Here is an 18204-nt window from a genome sequence, read left to right as displayed (position 1 = left end):
CGCGCATTGTTTCGCGGTGCCGGTCCGGGCCGCCCCCTCCCGATCCACGACTGAGCACCGACTCCGCGATACCTTGGCCGCCCTCCCCATCCTGGTCCTGTACTACAGCCGTCACGGCAGCACCCGCAAACTCGCCGACCTGATCGCCACCGGCATCGACAGCGTGCCCGGCGCTCATGCCCGGCTGCGCACCGTGCCGCCGGTGTCCACCGTCTGCGAGGCCACCGCGCCCGACATCCCGCCCGAAGGCGCCCCGTACGCCGAGCTGCGCGACCTCGAGGAATGCGCCGGGCTGGCACTGGGCAGCCCCACGCGGTTCGGCAATATGGCCGCGCCGATGAAATATTTCCTCGATGGCACCGTGGCCCAGTGGCTGTCCGGCGCACTGTCCGGCAAGCCCGCCTGTGTATTCACCGCCACCGGCAGCCTGCACGGCGGCCAGGAAACCACGTTGTTGTCGATGATGCTGCCGCTGTTCCACCATGGCATGCTGGTCATGGGCCTGCCCTATTCGGAGCCCGGCCTGATGACCACCACGGCCGGCGGCACCCCCTACGGCCCGAGCCACCATGCTTTTGTGGACAACCACGGCCCGGTCACCGACCAGGAAGCCGCGCTGGCCACGGCCATGGGCCGGCGGCTGGCCGAGACGGCGCTGAAGCTGGCCGGAGGGTCACGATGACCGCGCCGCGCAACGGCAGCCAGGGTGACGGCGACCTCCACAGCCCGGCGCTCTGGCGCGTCAGCGTAACCAGCCTGCTGGCGCTGGTGGCGCTGTGCATCGCCTGGGAGTGGTTCCTCGCCCCGCTGCGCCCCGGCGGCTCGTGGCTGATCCTCAAGTTCGTCTTCCTGCTCCCGGTGCTGCGCGGCGTGCTGGCGCGCAACCGGTACACGATGCAGTGGTCGTCGATGCTGATCCTGCTCTATTTCACCGAAGGCATCGTGCGCGCCACCAGCGACCGCGCGCCGTCGTCGCTGCTGGCCTGGGCCGAAGTCGCCCTGACGCTGGTGTTCTTCTTCAGCACCATCCTCTATCTGCGCCCGTACAAGCGTCGCGCGCGGGCACGGCAGCAAGCCATCCAGCCCCCCTCCCCCTCCCCCGACACCCGACCATGACCGCTCCGCACCTGGATTCGTTCCTCGACCTCTGCCGCGCCGCAGTCGGCCCGCAACACGTGCTTACCGAGGCCGCCGACAAGGCCCCTTATCTGACCGACTGGCGCCAGCGCTACACCGGCGACGCCGTGGCCGTGCTGCGCCCCGGCAGCACCGAGGAAGTGGCCGCGCTGGTCCACGCCTGCCACGCCCACAAGCTGGCCGTGGTGCCGCAGGGCGGCAACACCGGCCTGTGCGGCGGCGCCACGCCCGAGGCTGGCCCGGCGGCAGCCGCTGGCGTGGTGGTGCTGTCGCTGCAACGGATGAACCGGGTGCGCCATGTGGACCCGCTCAACAACACGATTACCGTCGAAGCCGGCGTGATCCTCCAGCAGTTGCAGGACGTGGCGCGCGAGCATGGCCGCCTGTTCCCGCTGAGCCTGGCGGCCGAGGGCAGCTGCACGATTGGGGGCAACCTGTCTACCAACGCGGGCGGCACGGCGGTGCTGCGCTACGGCAACACGCGCGAACTGTGCCTGGGGCTGGAGGTGGTAACGGCCAAGGGCGAAATCTGGGAGGGCCTGCGCGGCCTGCGCAAGGACAACACCGGCTACGACCTGCGCGACCTGTTTATCGGCGCTGAAGGCACGCTCGGCATCATCACGGCGGCGGTCATGAAGCTGTACCCGCTGCCCCGCGCGCGCGTGACGGCGCTGGCGGCTGTGCAGAGCCCGCGCGCCGCGCTGGCGCTGCTGGCCATCGCCCAGTCCCACGCCAGCGCCATGCTCACCGGCTTCGAGCTGATGTCCGCGATGTGCATGGACCTCGTGCGCAAGCACTACCCGCAACTGCGCTACCCCTTCACAGAGGCCCATCCGCAACTGGTGCTGCTGGAGCTGTCCGACAGCGAGGGCGAGGAACACGCCCGGGCGATCTTCGAGACGATGATGGAAGCGGCCTTCGAGGCCGGCGTGGTCACGGACGCCGTGGTGGCCGAGTCCGTGCAGCAGTCGCGCGATTTCTGGAACCTGCGCGAGCACATCCCGATGGCGCAGGTCGAGGAAGGCAAGAACATCAAGCACGACATTGCCGTGCCGGTCTCGCGCGTGGCGGACTTCATCGAGACCACGGACGCGCTGGTGCAGGACGCCTTCCCGGGCGCCCGCATGGTCACCTTCGGGCATCTGGGCGACGGCAACCTGCACTACAACGTGTCGCCGCCGGTGGGGGTGGATCACGAGCAGTTCCTGATCCATCAGGACGCCATCAACCTGATCGTCCACAACAGCGTGCAGTCGCACAATGGGTCGATCTCGGCCGAGCATGGCCTGGGCCAGCTCAAGCGCGAGGAGAACCGGCGCTACAAGAGCGAGGTGGAACTGGGGATGATGCGCGCCATCAAGCAGGCGCTGGACCCGCAGGGGCTAATGAATCCGGGGAAGGTGCTCTGACCGGCCCGCGTCTTCATCGTCATCGGAATCCTCTGGATCCTCTAACGAATCCAGATCGGGCAGCGCGCCGGGGGTCTCGAACAGCTCGTCGCACAGCGCGCGACCCTCGGCGGTCAGCTGGGCGGTGCCCCGGCCTGACTCGTCGATCTCGGCTTCAGCCAGGTCCGCCTCGGCCAGTTGCGTCAGCACGCGCCGCAGCACGCTCATCTGCACTGATGCGCGCTTGCTGAGGCGGGCCAGCGAGAGCGGCCCGCCACCGGGCTCCCGGGCCGCCTGCCACAGGGCAGCCAGGATGCCGGCCAGTACCGGATCGAGCGTGTCCTCATCGGCATCGGCGCCGTCGTTCCCGGTATCTTCTTCTTGGTTCATGCGCTTGTCTCCTTGTCTGGCGCCGCTTCTGCGAGCGACGTCACCAGTTTGCCCAGCGTCACCACGGCCGCTTCCACCTCGGCCGACCATGCGCTGCTGTAGTTTAGGCGGATGTAATGCGTGTACGTGGGCACGGGCGAGAAGATGTGCCCCGGCGCCACGGTAATCCGCCGCTCCAGTGCCGCGTGGTACAGCGCCATGGCGTCCACGCCCTCGGGCAACTCCACCCAGAGCACATAGCCGCCGGCCGGCCGCGACACCCGCGTGCCGGCCGGGAAGAAGCGCCGCACCGCCGCCGCCATGATATTGGCCTGCTGCGCATAGGTCTTGCGCACGCGCCGCAGGTGGTAGTCGTAGCCGTCGTTCTTCAGGAATTCGGCGATGGCTAGCTGGGGAATCGCCGGCGTGGTCAGCGTGTTCAGGAACTTGAGCCGCTCCACCTGATCCCGGTAGCGCCCCGGCAGCGCCCAGCCGATGCGGTAGGCGTTGGTCAGCGTCTTGGAGAACGACGAGCAGTGCAGCACGATGCCGGCCTTGTCGTAGGTCTTCAGCGAGGTGGGATGCGCATCGCCGTAATACAGCTCGCCATAGACATCGTTCTCGATGACCGGAATGTCGCGCTCGGTTAGCAATTTGACGAGTGCCTGCTTGCGTTCGTCCGACATCTGGAAGCCGAGCGGATTCTGGAAATTCGGCATGACCATGCAGGCAGCCACGGGCCGCTCGTCGAACAGGCGGGCCAGCGCCTGCACGTCGATGCCTTCCACGGGGTCCGTCGCGACCTCCACGGCGCGCATGCCCAGCCGTTCGATGGCATGCAGCATCGCATAGTAAGTCGGCGATTCCACGGCGATGGTGTCGCCCGGCTTGGCCACCGCCTGCAGGCACAGGTTGATGGCCTCGGTGGCGCCAATCGTCACGATCACCTCGTTCGGGTCCACCGCCTGGCCGTTTTCCAGGTAGCGCCGCGTGATCTGGCGGATCAACTGGGGCGAGCCGGGCGGCAGGTCGTCCAGCAGGCTCCACGACTCGTAGCGCTTGCCGATGGCGTTGGCGTACTGGATGATCCGCTGCCACGGGAACAGCTTGGCGTCGGGATAGGGGGAGCCGAGCGGGATGGCGTCATCGGCGCGGATCGAGCGCAGCGTGGACAGCACCAGCGCGCTCACGTCCACCGGCGACGGGCGGGCCGCCGGGCGGGTCGGCTGGAGGTCGATGGCCGGCTCGCCGGGCCGGGCGCGCACGAAGTAGCCGGACTGCGGCCGGCTCTCCAGCATGCCGCGCGACTCCAGCAGCAGATAGGCCCGGATGACCGTGGTAATGCTCAGGCGATGATGCTGGGCGGCCTGCCGGACCGACGGAATCTTCTCGCCGGGCAGCAGCACGCCTTGCTGCACCAGCGCCTCGATCTCGGCCGCGAGCTTTTCATACAGGGTCACACCGCCAACCTTTCGCCACGTCAGGGTTCATCGGAACGCTGGCGGGGGTGGGGCTGCCCTATTCGGTCACCTGGGCCGCCGCTGCCAGCGGCTCAGATCGTAATACGGATTGGGATTGTCCGGGCGGCGACGTGTACTCGACGAAGCCGTCCTGCCGGCAAAAGCTCAGCAGCCGCAGCCCGGCCTGCTCGGCGATGCGGATGGCGAGCGAGGTGGGCGCCGAGATCGTCGCCAGCATCTGGATATGCATGCGCGCGGCCTTGCGCACCAGCTCGTAGCTGGCGCGGCTGGACAGGAACACGAAGCCCTCGTCCATCACCACGCGGCGCCGGGCCAGGTGGCCGATCAGCTTGTCCATGGCGTTGTGCCGCCCCACATCCTCGAAAGCGTGGAGCACCTCGCCATCGGGCCCGCACCAGGCGGCGGCATGCACGCCGCCGGTGGTGCGCATCAGCATCTGGTGGGCCGGCAGGCCGGCGGCGGCGCGCTGGATCACCTCGCGCGACGGCACGATGCGGTGGCGCGGTACCGGCATCGGCACGGGCTGGAGGTCAAGCAGTTGCAGGCTTTCCACGCCACACACGCCACAGCCAGTGCGGCCGGCCAGCGAGCGGCGGCGGTCCTTCAGCGCCATGAACGCGCGCTGGCTGATTTCGATGCGGACCTCGATGCCGCTTATGCCATCCAGGTCATCGGTCCCGCAAGCCGGCTGCACCTCGACATCGTAGATCTCCTTGATGCTGTCCACGATGCCTTCGGTCAGCGAGAAGCCGACCGCGAACACTTCCAGGTCCAGCGGCGTGGCCATCATCACGGCATGCGAGATGCCGTTGTAGACCAGCGCCACCGGCACTTCCTCGGCCACATAGTCCAGGTCGACCGTGCGGGCGTCGCCCTTGTGACGGGCGACCTGCCGCTGGGCGTAGCCCAGTTCCCCTTCGCTCATGCCGCCGCTTGCGCCGACGTTTGCACCGAGGCGGCCCGGGCCAGCAGCACCGGGATCGACTTCGACGTCGGCGTGCCCGAGCGGTCGCCGATACTTTCCAGCGGCACCAGCGGATTGGTTTCCGGGTAGTAAGCGCCCAGGCAGCCGGTCGGGATGTCGTAGTCCACCAGCAGGAAGTCCTTGGCATGACGCGTCACGCCGTCCTCCCAGACACTGGTGATATCCACGCGCTCGCCCTCGGCAAACCCCAGCCGCGCGCGGTCCGCCGCGTTGATGAACACCACCCGGCGCAGGCCGAACACGCCGCGATAGCGGTCATCCAGCCCGTAGATCGTGGTGTTGTACTGGTCGTGCGAGCGGGTGGTCATCATCACCAGCAGGTCGTCGCCGTAGCGGGCGCGAGCGCGCTGGATCGGGGTGTCCTTGTCGATCGCATGGACCAGGAACTGGGCCTTGCCGGACGCGGTGCGCCACACGCGGTTGCGCGAGGCCGGCGTCAGGTGGAAGCCACCCGGCTGCGCCACGCGTTCGTTATAGCGCTCGAAGCCCGGGATGACCTTTTCGATGGCATCGCGGATGCGCGCGTAGTCCTGCGCGTACCAGAGCCAGTCCACCTTCTCCGAACCCAGCGTGGCGGCGGCCATGCCGGCCACGATGGCAGTCTCGGACAGCAGCTCCGGCGAGGCCGGCTTGTTCATGCCGTAGGAGATATGGACCATGCACACCGAATCCTCGACGGTCACGCCCTGCGCCACGCCGTTCTGGAGGTCGATCTCGGTGCGGCCGATGGTCGGCAGCAGCAGCGCGTCCTTGCCGATCACGAGGTGGCTGCGGTTCAGCTTGGTCGCGATGTTCACGGTCAGGTCGCACTGGCGCAGCGCTTCCCAGGTGCGCGGGGTGTCCGGCGTGGCGATCGAGAAATTGCCGCCCAGGCCGATGAACACCTTGACCTTGCCGGCCAGCATCGCGTTGATGGCGGCCACCACGTCCTGGCCGTGCGCGCGCGGCGGCTCGAAGTCGAACGCGGCGCCCAGGCGATCCAGGAAGGCGTCGTCCGGCTGTTCCTCGATACCCATCGTGCGGTCGCCCTGCACGTTCGAATGCCCGCGCACCGGCATCAGCCCGGCGCCGGGGCGGCCGATATTGCCGCGCAGCATCATCACGTTGGACAGCAACTGGATCGTGCTGACCGAATTCTTGTGCTGCGTAATGCCCATGCCCCAGCAAGCGATGGTGCGCTCGCTCTTGACGTAGACGTCCGCCAGCGCGTCGATGTCCTCACGCGTGACGCCCGATTCGGCCACGATGTCGGCCCACGATTCGGCGCGCAGGTCGGCCGCGAAGGCCTCGAAGCCGGCCGTGTGCTCGGCCAGGAAGTCCACGTCCACCACGCGCTTGCTGCCCGTGGCGATGGCTTCGTCATCGAGTTCGATCACGCGCTTGCCGAGGCCCTTGATCAGCGCGAAGTCGCCGGCCAGCTTGGGGCGGACGAACATCGACGCAATCTTGGTGCTCTGCCCCGTCACCATCTCGGAGACGTGCTGCGGGCTCGTAAAACGCTGAAGTCCGCGCTCCTTGAGCGGGTTGATCGACACGATGGCCGCGCCCCGCTTGGCGCAGTCGCGCAGCTCGTTCAGCATGCGCGGGTGGTTCGTCGCCGGATTCTGTCCAAAGACGAGGACGGCGTCGGTGAGCTGGAAGTCGTCGAGCAGCACCGTGGCCTTGCCCACGCCCACCGTTACCGGCAGGCCACGGCTGGTGGCCTCGTGGCACATGTTCGAGCAATCGGGGAAGTTGTTGGTGCCGACCATCCGCACGAACAACTGGAACAGGAACGCGGCCTCGTTGCTGGCGCGGCCCGAGGTGTAGAACGTGGCGGCGTCGGGGTTGTCCAGCCTGTTCAGATGCTGGGCGACCAGCGCGAACGCGTCCTGCCAGGCCACCGGCTGGTATTTGTCGGTGGCGGCGTCGTAGACCATCGGGTGGGTCAGGCGGCCGTGCTGTTCGAGTTCGAAGTCGGACTGGGCCATCAGCGCCGTCACAGTGTGATCGGCAAAGAACTCGGGCGTGACGCGCTTGCTGGTGGCCTCGGCGGCCACGGCCTTGACGCCGTTTTCGCAGAATTCGAAGGTCGAGGCATGCTGGCGGTCAGGCCAGGCGCAGCCGGGACAGTCAAAGCCGTCCGGCTGGTTCTGCTTGAACAGGGTCTTGTACTTGCCGCCGCCAACCTTCTCCTTGATCAGGTTGACTGCGACTTGCTTCAGGGCGCCCCAGCCGGCGGCCGGGTGCGTGTAGGGGGCAACATGCCCCTTCTCTGGGGTAGGGGTACTCATCGGGGGGCGACTCGCAATCAAGTGCTCGGAGCGCGGCCCGGTTATCCGTGATGTCGGCGCATCCGCAGCGATTGATGCAGACTAGGCGCGATTGATGAGTGGAGGGACGTACAGAACACCTGCGGGCGGAAGAGTACAGTTTGCATCATCGCGGTGCAACAATCGAAAACTGTACTTAGGTGTGAGCGGACGCTAACCCGCTATGTGTTGACTGGCATGCCTCGCCCTAATCCGGCTGTTGCGGGGTGGCGCTGATGATGTCTTCCAATTGTGCGCTCATCGGGATGTTCAGCCGCTCCCCGGTGGGCAGCCGGCTCAGGAACCACTGCTTGTAGAGCCGCTCCAGTTCGCCCGTGGTGATCAGGTCGCGCACGGCCCGGTCCACCACGGCCGCGAACTGCGGATCGCCCTTGCGCAGCATGACCCCGTAGGGGTCGTAGGACAGGAAATCGCGCGTCACATCGAACTGCTTGCCCGCGCCGGACTTGGCCAGGAAGCCGTAGAGCAGTACGTCGTCGCCGGCATAGGCATCGGCGCCGCCGTGGCGCAGTACCTCGAAGGCATCGGCATGGTCGCGCGCCCGGATCACCTTGAGGTTCAGCGCGAAGCGCGTGGAAAGCTTCTCCAGCGCATCGGCATTGGTCGTGCCCGCCGTGGCCACCACGGTCTTGCCCTTGAGGTCGCGGAAGGTCTTGATCGGCGAGCCGCGCGGCACCATCAGCTTGGTCCCGGCGATAAAGATCACCGGCGAGAACGCCACCATCTTCAGCCGCTCGGCGTTGCGCGTGGTGGAGCCGCATTCGAGATCGACCTTGCCCGAAGTGACCGCGTCGAAGCGGTTTTCCGAAGTCACCGGCACCCACTGGATGGCGAGGTCGCGCCCCACCTCTGCCGCCGCGGTCTGGACGATGGCCGTGCAGACATCGATGGAATAGCCGATCGGGCGCTGCGCCTGGTTCAGGTAGGAGAACGGCAGCGACGATTCCCGGTAGCCGATGATCAGGCTGCCGGTGTCCTTGGCCTTGCGCAGCGTGCCGCTCAGCTCGCCGGTGTCCTGCGCGACGGCAGCGCCGAGACAGGCGAGCCAGCACACGGCCGCCGCCGCCGCGCCGGCCAGCCACCGGGGCGCACCACCGGATCGAAAATGAAGACGGGGGATGGACATGGCATCAGGCCTGTGCGGTCCCCGGCTTGTGCAGCGGCGGCCCGCCGCCTGGGTCCACGCCGCCCTCGCTGCCCTCGCCCCGATCCCCGAGCGTGGATTCGCTCGACAACTGCCCTTCCCACTTCGCCACCACGGCCGAGGCAATCGAGTTGCCCACGGCATTGGTAGCCGAGCGGCCCATGTCGAGGAACTGGTCCACGCCCATGATCAGCAACAACCCCGCCTCGGGGATGTTGAACTGGTTCAGCGTGGCGGCAATCACCACGAGTGACGCACGCGGCACCCCCGCCATGCCCTTCGAGGTCAGCATCAGCAACAGCAGCATCGTGATCTGGGTGGCCAGCGGCAGGTGGATGTCGTACGCCTGGGCAATGAACAGCACGGCGAACGTGCAGTACATCATCGACCCGTCCAGGTTGAAGGAGTACCCCAGCGGCAACACGAAGCTGGAAATCTTGCGATTGACGCCGAAGCGGTCCAGCGCGTCGAGCATCTTCGGATACGCCGCCTCCGAACTCGCCGTCGAGAAGGAAATCAGGAACGGCTCCCGGATCAGCCGGATCAGGGTGACGATGCGCCTGCCCAGGAACACCCAGCCGGCCAGCGCCAGCAGCGCCCACAGCACGAACAGCGACAGGTAGAAGCTGCCCATGAACTTGGCGAAGGTCAGCAGGATGCCCAGCCCCTGCGTGGTCACCGTCGAGGCAATCGCCGCGAACACGGCCAGCGGCGCCATCCACATCACGGCGCCGGTGATCTTCAGCATCACCTGGGCCAGGTCTTCGATCACCCCGGCCATGCGCGCGCCGCGCTCGCCCAGTGCCGCCAGCGCCGTGCCGAAGAAAATCGAGAACACCACGATCTGCAGGATCTCGTTGTTGGCCATCGCCTCGGCGACGGATTTCGGCACCAGATGCGCGATGAAATCCTTGAGCGTGAAGGCGTTGGTCTTGAGGTTGGTGGCGGCGCCCACGTCGGGCAGCGGCAGGCCGATGTTGATGCCGGGCTGGAGCACCGTGGCCATGATCAGGCCCAGCGTCAGCGACACCAGCGAGGCCGTGATGAACCACGCCAGCGCCTTCACGCCCACCCGGCCCACGGTGCTGGCGTCCCCCATATGGGCGATGCCCATGACCAGCGTGGAGAAGACCAGCGGCGCGATGATCATCTTGATCAGCCGCAGGAAGACATCGGTGATGACGGAGATGTAGCCGGCCACGTCCTTGGCCAGCTTGGGGTCGGGGAAGGCCGTGTGGCACGCGTAGCCGACCACGCCGCCCAGGATCATCGCAATGACGATATAGGTCGTGATACTGGACTTCTTGCTCATGACGACTCCTTGGGCTGCCGCATCGAACAGGTCCTGCGCCGGGGCCGGCACTTAACGATAGGACGCGGATGCGAAATGCCCAAATACGAAGTCACGCGGATGGTGCATGTGGACCGGACAGCACCCGGCTACCGGGTGTCAGGAACCGGTCGCTGCCCCATCCAGACGTCGAGATAGCGCGCCATCAGCGCGCGATCGAGCCGGGGAAAGGCCAGCCCGCCGGCCACCGCCAGGGCGCGAGCCGTATGCGTGGCGTCGTAGCGCGGCATGCCCTCGTAGACTTCCCAGCGGGTGAGCCGGCCGTAGACCGGTTCCGTCAGCAGCGGCAGCAGCGGCCGCAGCGGATTGCCTGCCAGATCGGCCGAGTCTGCCAGCCGTTGCAGCCAGTCGGCATACGGCAGTGACTGCAGCGGATAGCCGCAGGCGCGCAGCATGCCGAAGAACGCGAGCAGGTCGGGCTGGTCGGCCTCGCGCGGCGGCACCAGATGGTAGGCACGGCCAAGGTTGCTGCCGTCGGCGGCGATACGCAGCAGCGCGGCGCTGACATAGTCGACCGGAACGATTTCCTTGCGCTGGTGCGGCAGGTGCGGATACGCCCCGATCGCGATGCAGCCCCGCACCAGCCGCGCGACGAAATCATTCCGATTGCCCGCCCCGCTGGCGCTGTCGCCCAGAATGAAGCCGGGGCGATACACCGCCGCCGGCACGCCCCGCCGGATCGCGGCGGTGACCAGCTGATCAGCCACCCATTGGCTGGCGGCATAGCCCATGTCGAACATCAGCCCCGGCAGGTGTCGGGCGAGATCGTCATCCTCGTACAGCGTCTTGGTGGGGGCCAGTAGCCCGGCCGGGCCGAACGCCGCGATGCTGGACACGTAGTGGAGCGCCTTGGCGCGCCCGCTGGCGACGAAGCGCAGCACGTGCAACGTACCCGCGACGTTGGCGGCGCGATGCAGGCTGCAAATGGCCTGGGCGTTGAGCGCTTCGCCGCCGACCAGCAGCGTACGCAGCGTGGCGAACGCATCGGGGCACGCGTGCACGGTATGGTTGAACAGCGCGCTGGTGATGAACATCGTCGTCACGCCTTGCGCGCGCAGGCTATGCCGGAAAGTGGCGGGGTCGATACAGGTCTGCCGGGGCAGGAACACCACGGTGCCCCCGTTCAGCAGCGCCCCCCAGGTCTCGAACAGGGCGGCGTCGAAGGTGGGATTCGCGATGGCCGCGATCCGGTCGTCGGCATTCAGCGATACATAGCGCGGTTGCCAGGCCAGCCGCACAATGCCACGCGCCAGGATCTCCACGCCCTTCGGCTGGCCGGTGGTGCCCGAGGTGTAGAGGACATGGGTCCGATGCGCGAGACCCGCTGCCGGCATGGCGATGCTGCCGGCGGCCTCGGCCCCCGGCGTCAGGTAATCGGCCGGGCAATCGGCCAGGCAATCGGCCACCGCGCCCAGGCGGGCGCGATCGCCGGCCGTCGACACGGCGATCCGCACGTCGAGGTCGTCCAGCATCAGCCGAATCCGTGCGTCGGGCGCATCGGGATCCAGCGGCAGGCAACTCCCGCCCGCGCGGATCACGGCAAGCTGGCAGATGGTCTGGTCGATGCCGGCGGGCAGGAGGATGCCGACCGGCGTCTCCGCCCTCACGCCCCGGCTGGCGAGCGTACGGGCAACGCTGTCGACCCGGGCATCGAGCGCGGCATAGGACACGTGCCGCCCGCCGTAGACCAGCGCGATGGCGTCAGGCCGCTGCCTGACCCGACGGCGGAACCATGCGTCCAGGCCACTTACCTCGGCAGATGCATCCATCTTCGCCCCCTGGCAATTCAGGCCAGCGAGTATAGATCCGCTTCGGCTGCATGATCGCGACCTCTGCGGTGTCAGTCACGCCGCAGTCATGCACGGCGCAGCGGCTGACAAGGAGAAGAATCAGTGCACCCGGGTCGGTGTGGCGGATGGCGCCGGCACCTCGCGCGGCGCGGCGTGCTTGAGCGATCCGTAGCGGTTGGCGTAGAGCCAGGTAAATTCCGCCCCCAGCAGGAAGATCTGCGCGGAGTAGTAGACCCACATCAGCAGCACCACGAGCGAGCCGGCCGCGCCATAGCCGGACGCCACGCCGCTCTTGCCGATGTAGAGACCGATCAGGAACTTGCCGATGCTGAACAGCACGGCGGTGACGGTGGCGCCGAGCCAGACGTCCGGCCAGCGCACGGCGGCGTGGGGCATGATCTTGTAGATCATGGCGAAGACGACGGTCACCAGCACCACGCTGACGAGCAAGTCGAGCGCATGGCCGAGCAGTTCGCCCTCGAACAGCGGCCCCCACACCCGCCCGAGCGCGGCGAGCCCGGCGCTGGCCAGCAGCGAGACGATCAGCAGGAAGCCAATGCCAAGCACCATCCCGAATGACAGCAGCCGCGAGCGCAGCAGTTCGAGAATGCCGGACGCCTTCCTCCGCTCCGGCACCTGCCAGATGCGGTCCAGCGCGCTCTGGAGTTCGGCGAACACCGTGGTGGCGCCAATCGCCAGCGTCACCGTGCCGACCAGTGCGGTCAGCGTGCTGAGACCGGGGTCGCTCAGCGCGAGGAGCATGTTCTCGATGGCTTCCGCGCCCTCCGCACCGATCAGCCCGGAGAATTCGCTCATCACCGCCCCGCGCGCCGCCTCGGCCCCGAAGACCATGCCGGCCACCGAGATCACGATCAGCAGCAGCGGCGCGATCGAAAACACCGTGTAGTAGGCCAGCGCGGCGCCCATGCTGGGCGCGTAGTCGTCCATCCACGCGGTCACGCTGTCGCGCATCAGGCCGTAGGCTTGATGGAGGGAGATAGGTCTCCAGCGCATCGCTGCCCCAGGTTTGTCGATTTACTTCTTCGGCTGGTCGTGTCCCACCGGCACCGGCCCCTTGCCCGGCACGTTCTTCACGAGGTCGGACGTGGCCCAGTCGCTGCCGTGGTCGCGCGGCTTTTTCAGGTCGCGGTTGTCTTCGCCATAGTGCGGCGGCCCCGAGGCGGGGTCGCGCGGCGTGCCATCGGGCCAGACGCCGCCGTCGCTGCGGCGGTGGACACTGTGCGCATCGCCGTGTTCAGTGGGCTTGCCGGCGGGCTTTCCATCCTCTGGTTTGGTCATTTCGCGTCTCCGGTCATGACATAGCGGAATCAAGAGAAGCGAATTTCATACCCGGCGGCGGCGCACGGCCCAGCCGGGCGGGACGGGCCCGGTGGCGCCCGCCAACCGGCAAAAACTACACACCCGCCCGCGCGCCGCCTATATTGGGATGTATCCAATCCATCACAGGAGACCTCGATGCGCTTCCCTTCGCGCTGGTGCCAAGCCGATCTGCCACGTGTCGCCGCCACCGCCGCCATGCTGCTCGCGCTGGCGGCGTCCGGAGTGGGACTGAGCGGATGCTCGACCGCGCCCGCGGACCCGGCCGCCAACTCGGCGACCCCCTCCGCCCAGCAGACGGACGCCCTGCCCTCCTGGCGCGACGGCCCCGCGAAGCAAGCCATCGTCAAATTCGTCACCGACGTGACCCGCCAGGGCTCGCCTAACTTCGTGCCGACCGAGCAGCGCGTGGCGGCCTTCGACAATGACGGCACGCTGTGGAGCGAGCAGCCGCTCTACTTCCAGTTCTTCTTCCTGCTCGATCAGGTCAAGGCCGCCGCGCCGCAGCATCCGGAATGGCGCAACAACCCCGCCTTCAAGGCCCTGATGGCCAACGACATGGCCAAGGTGATCGCCAACGAGAAGCAGTTGTTGCAGTTGATTGCCGTCGCCAACAGCGGCATGAATGTGGATGACTACGACAAGACCATCCGCGCGTGGATCGCCAGCGCGCGCCATCCGAAGTTCAACCGGCCCTACACCGATCTGGTCTACCAGCCGCAGCTGGAACTGCTGTCCTACCTGCGCGCGAACGGGTTCAAGACCTATATCGTGTCCGGCGGGACCATCGAGTTCATGCGGCCGTGGGTGGAGCAGGCGTACGGGATTCCGCCCGAGCAGGTGGTGGGCTCATCGCAGGCGGTGCACTATGGCACGTTGAACGGCAAGCCGGCGCTGGTGCGTGACCCGAAGATCGAGTTCATCAACGATGGCCCGGGCAAGCCGGTTGGCATCTATCGCCATATTGGCCGCCGGCCGATCCTGGCCGTGGGCAACTCGGATGGCGACTTCCACATGCTGGAATACACCACCACTGGCGACGGCCCGCGCCTGGCCGTGCTCGTCCATCACGACGATGCCGAGCGGGAATTCGCCTACGACCGCGCGTCAAAGATCGGCAAGCTGGACAAGGCGCTGGACGCCGCGCAGGCGCGCAACTGGACCGTCATCAGCATGAAGCAAGACTGGCAGGTGGTGTACCCGAAGCGATAACCTTCCCGCCCGCTACGGCATGATCCCGATGTAGCGCCCGCGCGGGCGGATCACCTGCCCCACCCCCAGCTGCTCCAGACTGTGCGCCAGCAGGCCGATGCTGCGCGCCGTGGCGAACATGGCGAACGCGGCGTCGTCCGGCAGGCGGTAGTGGATGGACAGCGCCGCCAGCGCCACGTCGATATTGGGCTGCAGGCCGGTCAGCCGGGTGGCTTTCTCGATAAAGCGCGTGATCACGTCGGGCGGATCGAACAGGGCCAGCAGCGCCATCGCGCGCGGATCGCCATCGGGATAGAGATGATGGCCGAACCCGGCCAGCGGCAACCCGGTGGACAGGTAGTGGGCAATCACCTGATCCTCGCCCAGCCGCTCCACCTCATTGAACAGCGCCTTGACGCGGCCGGACGCATCGCCGTGCAACGGCCCGGACAGCGTGGTCAGCCCGGCCAGCAGGCAGGCCGGCAGCGAGGCGCCCGTGGATGCCGCGATACGCGTGGCGAAGGCCGAGCTGGTCAGCTCATGGTCCACCAGCAGCACCATCGCGGTCCGCAGCAGATCCGCCACCTTCGGCGATTGCTGCCACCCCTGCGCAAAGCGGAGGTGCAAGGGCTGCTGCCCCGCCTGCGCGCCGAAGGCATTGGCCAGCTGGCCCACCAACTCCTGCGCTTCCAGATGCAACACCCGCGTCATGCGCCCATGCGTGGAATGGCCCGTGGCCGCCAGCGTGGCCAGCGTATGGAAGGCCGCCACGCGCCCGGGCTCGGCGACGCCGGCCATCGATGAGAAGTCGACGACCTGCTCGGCGTCCCACAGCAGGTGCGCCACCTCTTCCAGCGTGGCGGATCCGGCCAGCGTCACGGCGTCCTGCCCCCGGTAGTACAGCCGCTCGCGCACGAAGGTCGAGAGCGCGGTGGGGATGCTCGGCTCCGCGCCGAACAGCGTGTTGGTGGCCAGCGTCTCGTGCTTGCGCCCGGCCTGCTTGCGCCTGGCGAGGCCGGCCACATCCTCGGCCCGATAGAGGCTGCGCCGTGTGTCGGCGGGATCGGACATGACCTCCAGCTTGCCCCGGCTGACATAGGCATAGAGCGTTTGCGGCCGCACGCCAAGTCGGCTGCACGCCTCATCCATCGATATCCAGGTTCCCATGTTGACGCTTCCCGTGCGAATTTATATTGATTTTATATATCAATCTTGCCTCGTGAATCAACTATTACATACCATGCATCCATCATCAACACCCAAAGCCTCACGCACATGAAGCCGCAAATCCTCCAGCTGAACCCGATCCTGATCCCGGCGGCCAATGACGAACTGGCCAGCCGCTACGTGGTGCACAAGTACTTCGAGATTGCCGACCAGGCGGGCTGGCTGCGCGAGCACGCCGCATCCATCCAGGCGGTGATCACCGGCGGGCACACCGGGATTTCGCGGGCGATGCTGGAGCAGTTGCCGGCCCTGAAGGTGGTCGCCATCAATGGCGTGGGCACCGATGCGGTGGACCTGGCCTACTGCCGCGAACGCGGTCTTGCGGTGACCGCCACGCTGGGCGCGCTGACCGAAGACGTGGCCGATCTGGCCATCGGCCTGCTGATTGCCGCCTGCCGCAATATCTGCGCGGGCGACCGCTTCGTGCGGGACGGCCAGTGGGAACTGCATCCGCAGCCCAGCGCCATCCCGCTGGCGCGCCGCTTCAGCGGCATGCGCGTGGGCATCGTCGGCATGGGCCGCGTCGGCCGCGCCGTGGCCACGCGGGCGGCGGCCTTCGGCTGCCCCATCCGCTACACCGACCTGCGCGCGATGGACGACGTGCCGCACACCTTCGTGGCGGACCTGCTGGATCTGGCCCGCGAGAGCGATGCGCTGGTGCTGTGCGCCGCCGCCGACAAGGCCGAGGGCATCATCAATGCCGCCGTGCTGGAAGCGCTCGGCCCGCAGGGCTACCTCATCAACGTGGCGCGCGGCCGGCTGGTCAATGAAACGGATCTGGCCGATGCCATCGCCGCCGGGCGTATCGCGGGCGCGGGCCTCGATGTGTTCGTCGACGAACCGCGCGTGCCGCTGGCGCTGCGCCAGTCGGACCGCACCACGCTGCAGGCCCACCGCGCCAGCGCCACCTGGGAGACGCGCGGCGCCATGGTGCAGATGGTGCTGGACAGCGTGGCGCAAGGCCTGGCGGGCGAGCGTCCCGCCATGAGCCTGACCACCTGAGCGATCACGATGGATTTCGTCTTCCCACCTGCCCCGCCGGTCTCGCTGCCTGTCTCGGGTGACACGGCGCGGTTTCCCATCGCCCGGGTCTTCTGCATCGGCCGCAACTATCGATGGGACCCGGCGGAGCCGGCGCCCACCGAGATGCCCGCCTGGTTCATGAAGCCGGCGACCGCCGTGGGGCCGGCCCGGGGCGAGCTGCCTTATCCGCCGGAGACGACCGAGTACTGCCACGAGGTGGAACTGGTCGTGGCCATCGGCCGGGGCGGGCGTGACATCGACCCGGCGCAGGCCGAGGCGCAGCACATCTGGGGCTATGCCGTCGGGCTCGACCTGACCCGGCGCGACTTGCAGCAGCAAGCCAAGCGCGTCGGCGGCCCCTGGGAGCCCGCCAAGGCCTTCGACCACTCGGCGCCGTGCAGCGCCCTCGTGCCCGCCGCGACTTGCGGCCATCCGCGCGAAGGGACGATCCAGCTCGCCGTGAACGGTGTCGAGCGGCAGCGCGCGGACCTCTCCGGCCTGCTCTGGTCGGTGCCGGAACTGGTGGCGATGCTGTCCCGATCCGTGGCGCTGATGCCGGGCGACCTGATCTTCACCGGTACGCCGGTCGGCGTCGGGCCCTTGCAGCCCGGCGATGTCATCCAGGCCAGCGTGGCAGGCATCGGCGAGCTAGCGCTGACCGTCGCCCGCTGAAGGCCATCCGCCACCATATATATATAGGAGACCCCCTTGAACGCACCCCGCAAGATCGCCCTCGTCACCGGCGCCGGCAGCGGCGTAGGCCGCCTGACGGCCATCGCCCTGCTCAATGACGGCTGGACCGTCGTGCTGGCCGGCCGGCGTGCCGAGCCGCTGCAGGCGCTGGCCGCCGAGGCCGCCGAACGCGGCCAGCCCGCCATGGCCGCGCCCACCGACGTGACCGACCCGGCAAGCGTGCAGGCCCTGTTCGACACCATCGAGCGCGAGTTCGGCCGGCTGGACCTGCTGTTCAACAACGCCGGCGTCAACGCCCCGGCCGTGCCGATGGACGAGCTGCCGCTGGACAAGTGGTTCAACGTGATCAACACCAACGTCACGGGCGTCTTCCTGTGCGCGCGGGCCGCCTTCGGCCTGATGCGCCGGCAGTCCCCGCAGGGCGGGCGCATCATCAACAATGGCTCGATCTCCGCGCACACGCCGCGCCCGTTCACGGCGCCGTACACGGCCAGCAAGCATGCCGTCACCGGGCTGACAAAGGCGCTGGCGCTGGACGGCCGCGCCTACCACATCGTGGCCAGCCAGATCGACATCGGCAACGCCCTGACCGAACTGTCCGAACGCATGACGCGCGGCGTGCTGCAGGCCAACGGCACCACCGCGCCGGAGCCGATGATGGATGCCACCCACGTCGCCAATGCCGTGCGCCACATGGCCTCGCTGCCGCTTGAGGCCAACGTCCTGACCATGACCGTCATGGCCAGCGCGATGCCCTTCGTCGGGCGCGGCTGAC

17 protein-coding genes are annotated in these 18204 nt (G+C 67.8%); 7 read left to right on the top strand and 10 right to left on the bottom strand.

Annotated elements, in window-relative coordinates; translation table 11 throughout:
- Positions 1-73: 73 nt before the first annotated feature.
- Genes wrbA through BM115_RS08825 form a run of 3 tightly spaced genes read left to right on the top strand, consistent with a single transcriptional unit; the run spans position 74 to position 2546 of the window.
- A complete protein-coding gene (gene wrbA, locus BM115_RS08835) occupies positions 74-682 on the top strand; it encodes an NAD(P)H:quinone oxidoreductase (protein WP_255370744.1) in 609 nt (202 codons plus the stop codon).
- On the top strand, positions 679-1116 hold the full coding sequence (locus BM115_RS08830) for a DUF2069 domain-containing protein (protein ID WP_092292748.1): 438 nt from the start codon (positions 679-681) through the stop codon (positions 1114-1116). The genes wrbA and BM115_RS08830 overlap by 4 nt, the downstream gene beginning before the upstream one ends.
- On the top strand, positions 1113-2546 hold the full coding sequence (locus BM115_RS08825; protein WP_092292746.1) for an FAD-binding oxidoreductase: 1434 nt from the start codon (positions 1113-1115) through the stop codon (positions 2544-2546). Before BM115_RS08830 ends, BM115_RS08825 begins: the two co-directional genes overlap by 4 nt.
- Here the strand turns inward: BM115_RS08825 and BM115_RS08820 are convergent.
- From BM115_RS08820 to BM115_RS08780, 9 genes are all read right to left on the bottom strand, one after another.
- The gene (locus BM115_RS08820) at positions 2520-2915 is read right to left on the bottom strand and encodes a helix-turn-helix domain-containing protein (RefSeq protein WP_092292744.1); all 396 of its coding nucleotides are present in this window, start codon (positions 2913-2915) and stop codon (positions 2520-2522) included. The two genes, BM115_RS08825 and BM115_RS08820, sit on opposite strands and share 27 nt — an antisense overlap.
- Positions 2912-4354, bottom strand: a complete 1443-nt coding sequence (locus tag BM115_RS08815) for an aminotransferase-like domain-containing protein (protein ID WP_092292742.1) — start codon at positions 4352-4354, stop codon at positions 2912-2914. Before BM115_RS08815 ends, BM115_RS08820 begins: the two co-directional genes overlap by 4 nt.
- 58 nt (positions 4355-4412) lie before the next feature.
- Entirely contained in the window at positions 4413-5300 is an 888-nt protein-coding gene (gene fdhD, locus BM115_RS08810) for a formate dehydrogenase accessory sulfurtransferase FdhD (protein WP_092292740.1), read from the bottom strand.
- Positions 5297-7633 carry an FdhF/YdeP family oxidoreductase gene (locus tag BM115_RS08805; protein WP_092292738.1) on the bottom strand — a complete coding sequence of 779 codons (2337 nt, stop codon included), beginning with the start codon at positions 7631-7633 and terminating at the stop codon, positions 5297-5299. The genes fdhD and BM115_RS08805 overlap by 4 nt, the downstream gene beginning before the upstream one ends.
- Positions 7634-7859: 226 nt before the next feature.
- Positions 7860-8798, bottom strand: coding sequence for an amino acid ABC transporter substrate-binding protein (locus BM115_RS08800; RefSeq protein WP_092292736.1), 939 nt, complete (start codon positions 8796-8798; stop codon positions 7860-7862).
- Between the two features lie 4 nt (positions 8799-8802).
- The gene (locus BM115_RS08795) at positions 8803-10128 is read right to left on the bottom strand and encodes a dicarboxylate/amino acid:cation symporter (RefSeq protein ID WP_092292734.1); all 1326 of its coding nucleotides are present in this window, start codon (positions 10126-10128) and stop codon (positions 8803-8805) included.
- Positions 10129-10256: 128 nt separating this feature from the next.
- Positions 10257-11936 (bottom strand): AMP-binding protein, encoded by a 1680-nt coding sequence (locus BM115_RS08790; RefSeq protein ID WP_092292732.1) that lies wholly within the window; start codon positions 11934-11936, stop codon positions 10257-10259.
- Positions 11937-12056: 120 nt separating this feature from the next.
- Complete coding sequence (locus BM115_RS08785) at positions 12057-12971, bottom strand: YihY/virulence factor BrkB family protein (protein ID WP_092292730.1); 915 nt, start codon at positions 12969-12971, stop codon at positions 12057-12059.
- 21 nt (positions 12972-12992) lie between these two features.
- Positions 12993-13256, bottom strand: coding sequence for a hypothetical protein (locus tag BM115_RS08780; RefSeq protein ID WP_092292728.1), 264 nt, complete (start codon positions 13254-13256; stop codon positions 12993-12995).
- A gap of 177 nt (positions 13257-13433) precedes the next feature.
- On the opposite strand from BM115_RS08780, the gene BM115_RS08775 reads away from it, so the two are divergent.
- A complete protein-coding gene (locus tag BM115_RS08775) occupies positions 13434-14507 on the top strand; it encodes an HAD family hydrolase (RefSeq protein WP_369823385.1) in 1074 nt (357 codons plus the stop codon).
- A gap of 12 nt (positions 14508-14519) precedes the next feature.
- Here BM115_RS08775 and BM115_RS08770 read toward each other — a convergent pair whose 3' ends face one another.
- The gene (locus tag BM115_RS08770; protein WP_092292726.1) at positions 14520-15653 is read right to left on the bottom strand and encodes a citrate/2-methylcitrate synthase; all 1134 of its coding nucleotides are present in this window, start codon (positions 15651-15653) and stop codon (positions 14520-14522) included.
- Between the two features lie 108 nt (positions 15654-15761).
- Between BM115_RS08770 and BM115_RS08765 the strand changes: the two genes are divergently transcribed.
- The 3 genes from BM115_RS08765 to BM115_RS08755 are packed head-to-tail and all read left to right on the top strand — an operon-like array spanning position 15762 to position 18203.
- Positions 15762-16715 carry a 2-hydroxyacid dehydrogenase gene (locus BM115_RS08765; RefSeq protein WP_092292724.1) on the top strand — a complete coding sequence of 318 codons (954 nt, stop codon included), beginning with the start codon at positions 15762-15764 and terminating at the stop codon, positions 16713-16715.
- A gap of 9 nt (positions 16716-16724) precedes the next feature.
- On the top strand, positions 16725-17408 hold the full coding sequence (locus BM115_RS08760) for a fumarylacetoacetate hydrolase family protein (RefSeq protein ID WP_092292722.1): 684 nt from the start codon (positions 16725-16727) through the stop codon (positions 17406-17408).
- 36 nt (positions 17409-17444) lie between these two features.
- Positions 17445-18203, top strand: a complete 759-nt coding sequence (locus BM115_RS08755) for an SDR family oxidoreductase (protein WP_092292720.1) — start codon at positions 17445-17447, stop codon at positions 18201-18203.
- Position 18204 lies beyond the last annotated feature (1 nt).

Source organism: Cupriavidus sp. OV096 (assembly GCF_900115455.1).
GTDB lineage: Bacteria > Pseudomonadota > Gammaproteobacteria > Burkholderiales > Burkholderiaceae > Cupriavidus.
The sequence above is the reverse complement of the archived record's forward strand: the minus strand, read 5'-3'. Positions and strand labels throughout refer to the sequence as shown.

Coding starts and splice junctions, on each gene's coding strand:
- BM115_RS08830 (WP_092292748.1), top strand. CDS start 679: ATGACCGCGCCGCGCAACGGCAGCCAGGGTGACGGCGACCTCCACAGC.
- BM115_RS08825 (WP_092292746.1), top strand. CDS start 1,113: ATGACCGCTCCGCACCTGGATTCGTTCCTCGACCTCTGCCGCGCCGCA.
- BM115_RS08820 (WP_092292744.1), bottom strand. CDS start 2,915: ATGAACCAAGAAGAAGATACCGGGAACGACGGCGCCGATGCCGATGAG.
- fdhD (WP_092292740.1), bottom strand. CDS start 5,300: ATGAGCGAAGGGGAACTGGGCTACGCCCAGCGGCAGGTCGCCCGTCAC.
- BM115_RS08805 (WP_092292738.1), bottom strand. CDS start 7,633: ATGAGTACCCCTACCCCAGAGAAGGGGCATGTTGCCCCCTACACGCAC.
- BM115_RS08800 (WP_092292736.1), bottom strand. CDS start 8,798: ATGTCCATCCCCCGTCTTCATTTTCGATCCGGTGGTGCGCCCCGGTGG.
- BM115_RS08795 (WP_092292734.1), bottom strand. CDS start 10,128: ATGAGCAAGAAGTCCAGTATCACGACCTATATCGTCATTGCGATGATC.
- BM115_RS08790 (WP_092292732.1), bottom strand. CDS start 11,936: ATGGATGCATCTGCCGAGGTAAGTGGCCTGGACGCATGGTTCCGCCGT.
- BM115_RS08785 (WP_092292730.1), bottom strand. CDS start 12,971: ATGCGCTGGAGACCTATCTCCCTCCATCAAGCCTACGGCCTGATGCGC.
- BM115_RS08780 (WP_092292728.1), bottom strand. CDS start 13,256: ATGACCAAACCAGAGGATGGAAAGCCCGCCGGCAAGCCCACTGAACAC.
- BM115_RS08775 (WP_369823385.1), top strand. CDS start 13,434: ATGCGCTTCCCTTCGCGCTGGTGCCAAGCCGATCTGCCACGTGTCGCC.
- BM115_RS08770 (WP_092292726.1), bottom strand. CDS start 15,653: ATGGGAACCTGGATATCGATGGATGAGGCGTGCAGCCGACTTGGCGTG.
- BM115_RS08765 (WP_092292724.1), top strand. CDS start 15,762: ATGAAGCCGCAAATCCTCCAGCTGAACCCGATCCTGATCCCGGCGGCC.
- BM115_RS08760 (WP_092292722.1), top strand. CDS start 16,725: ATGGATTTCGTCTTCCCACCTGCCCCGCCGGTCTCGCTGCCTGTCTCG.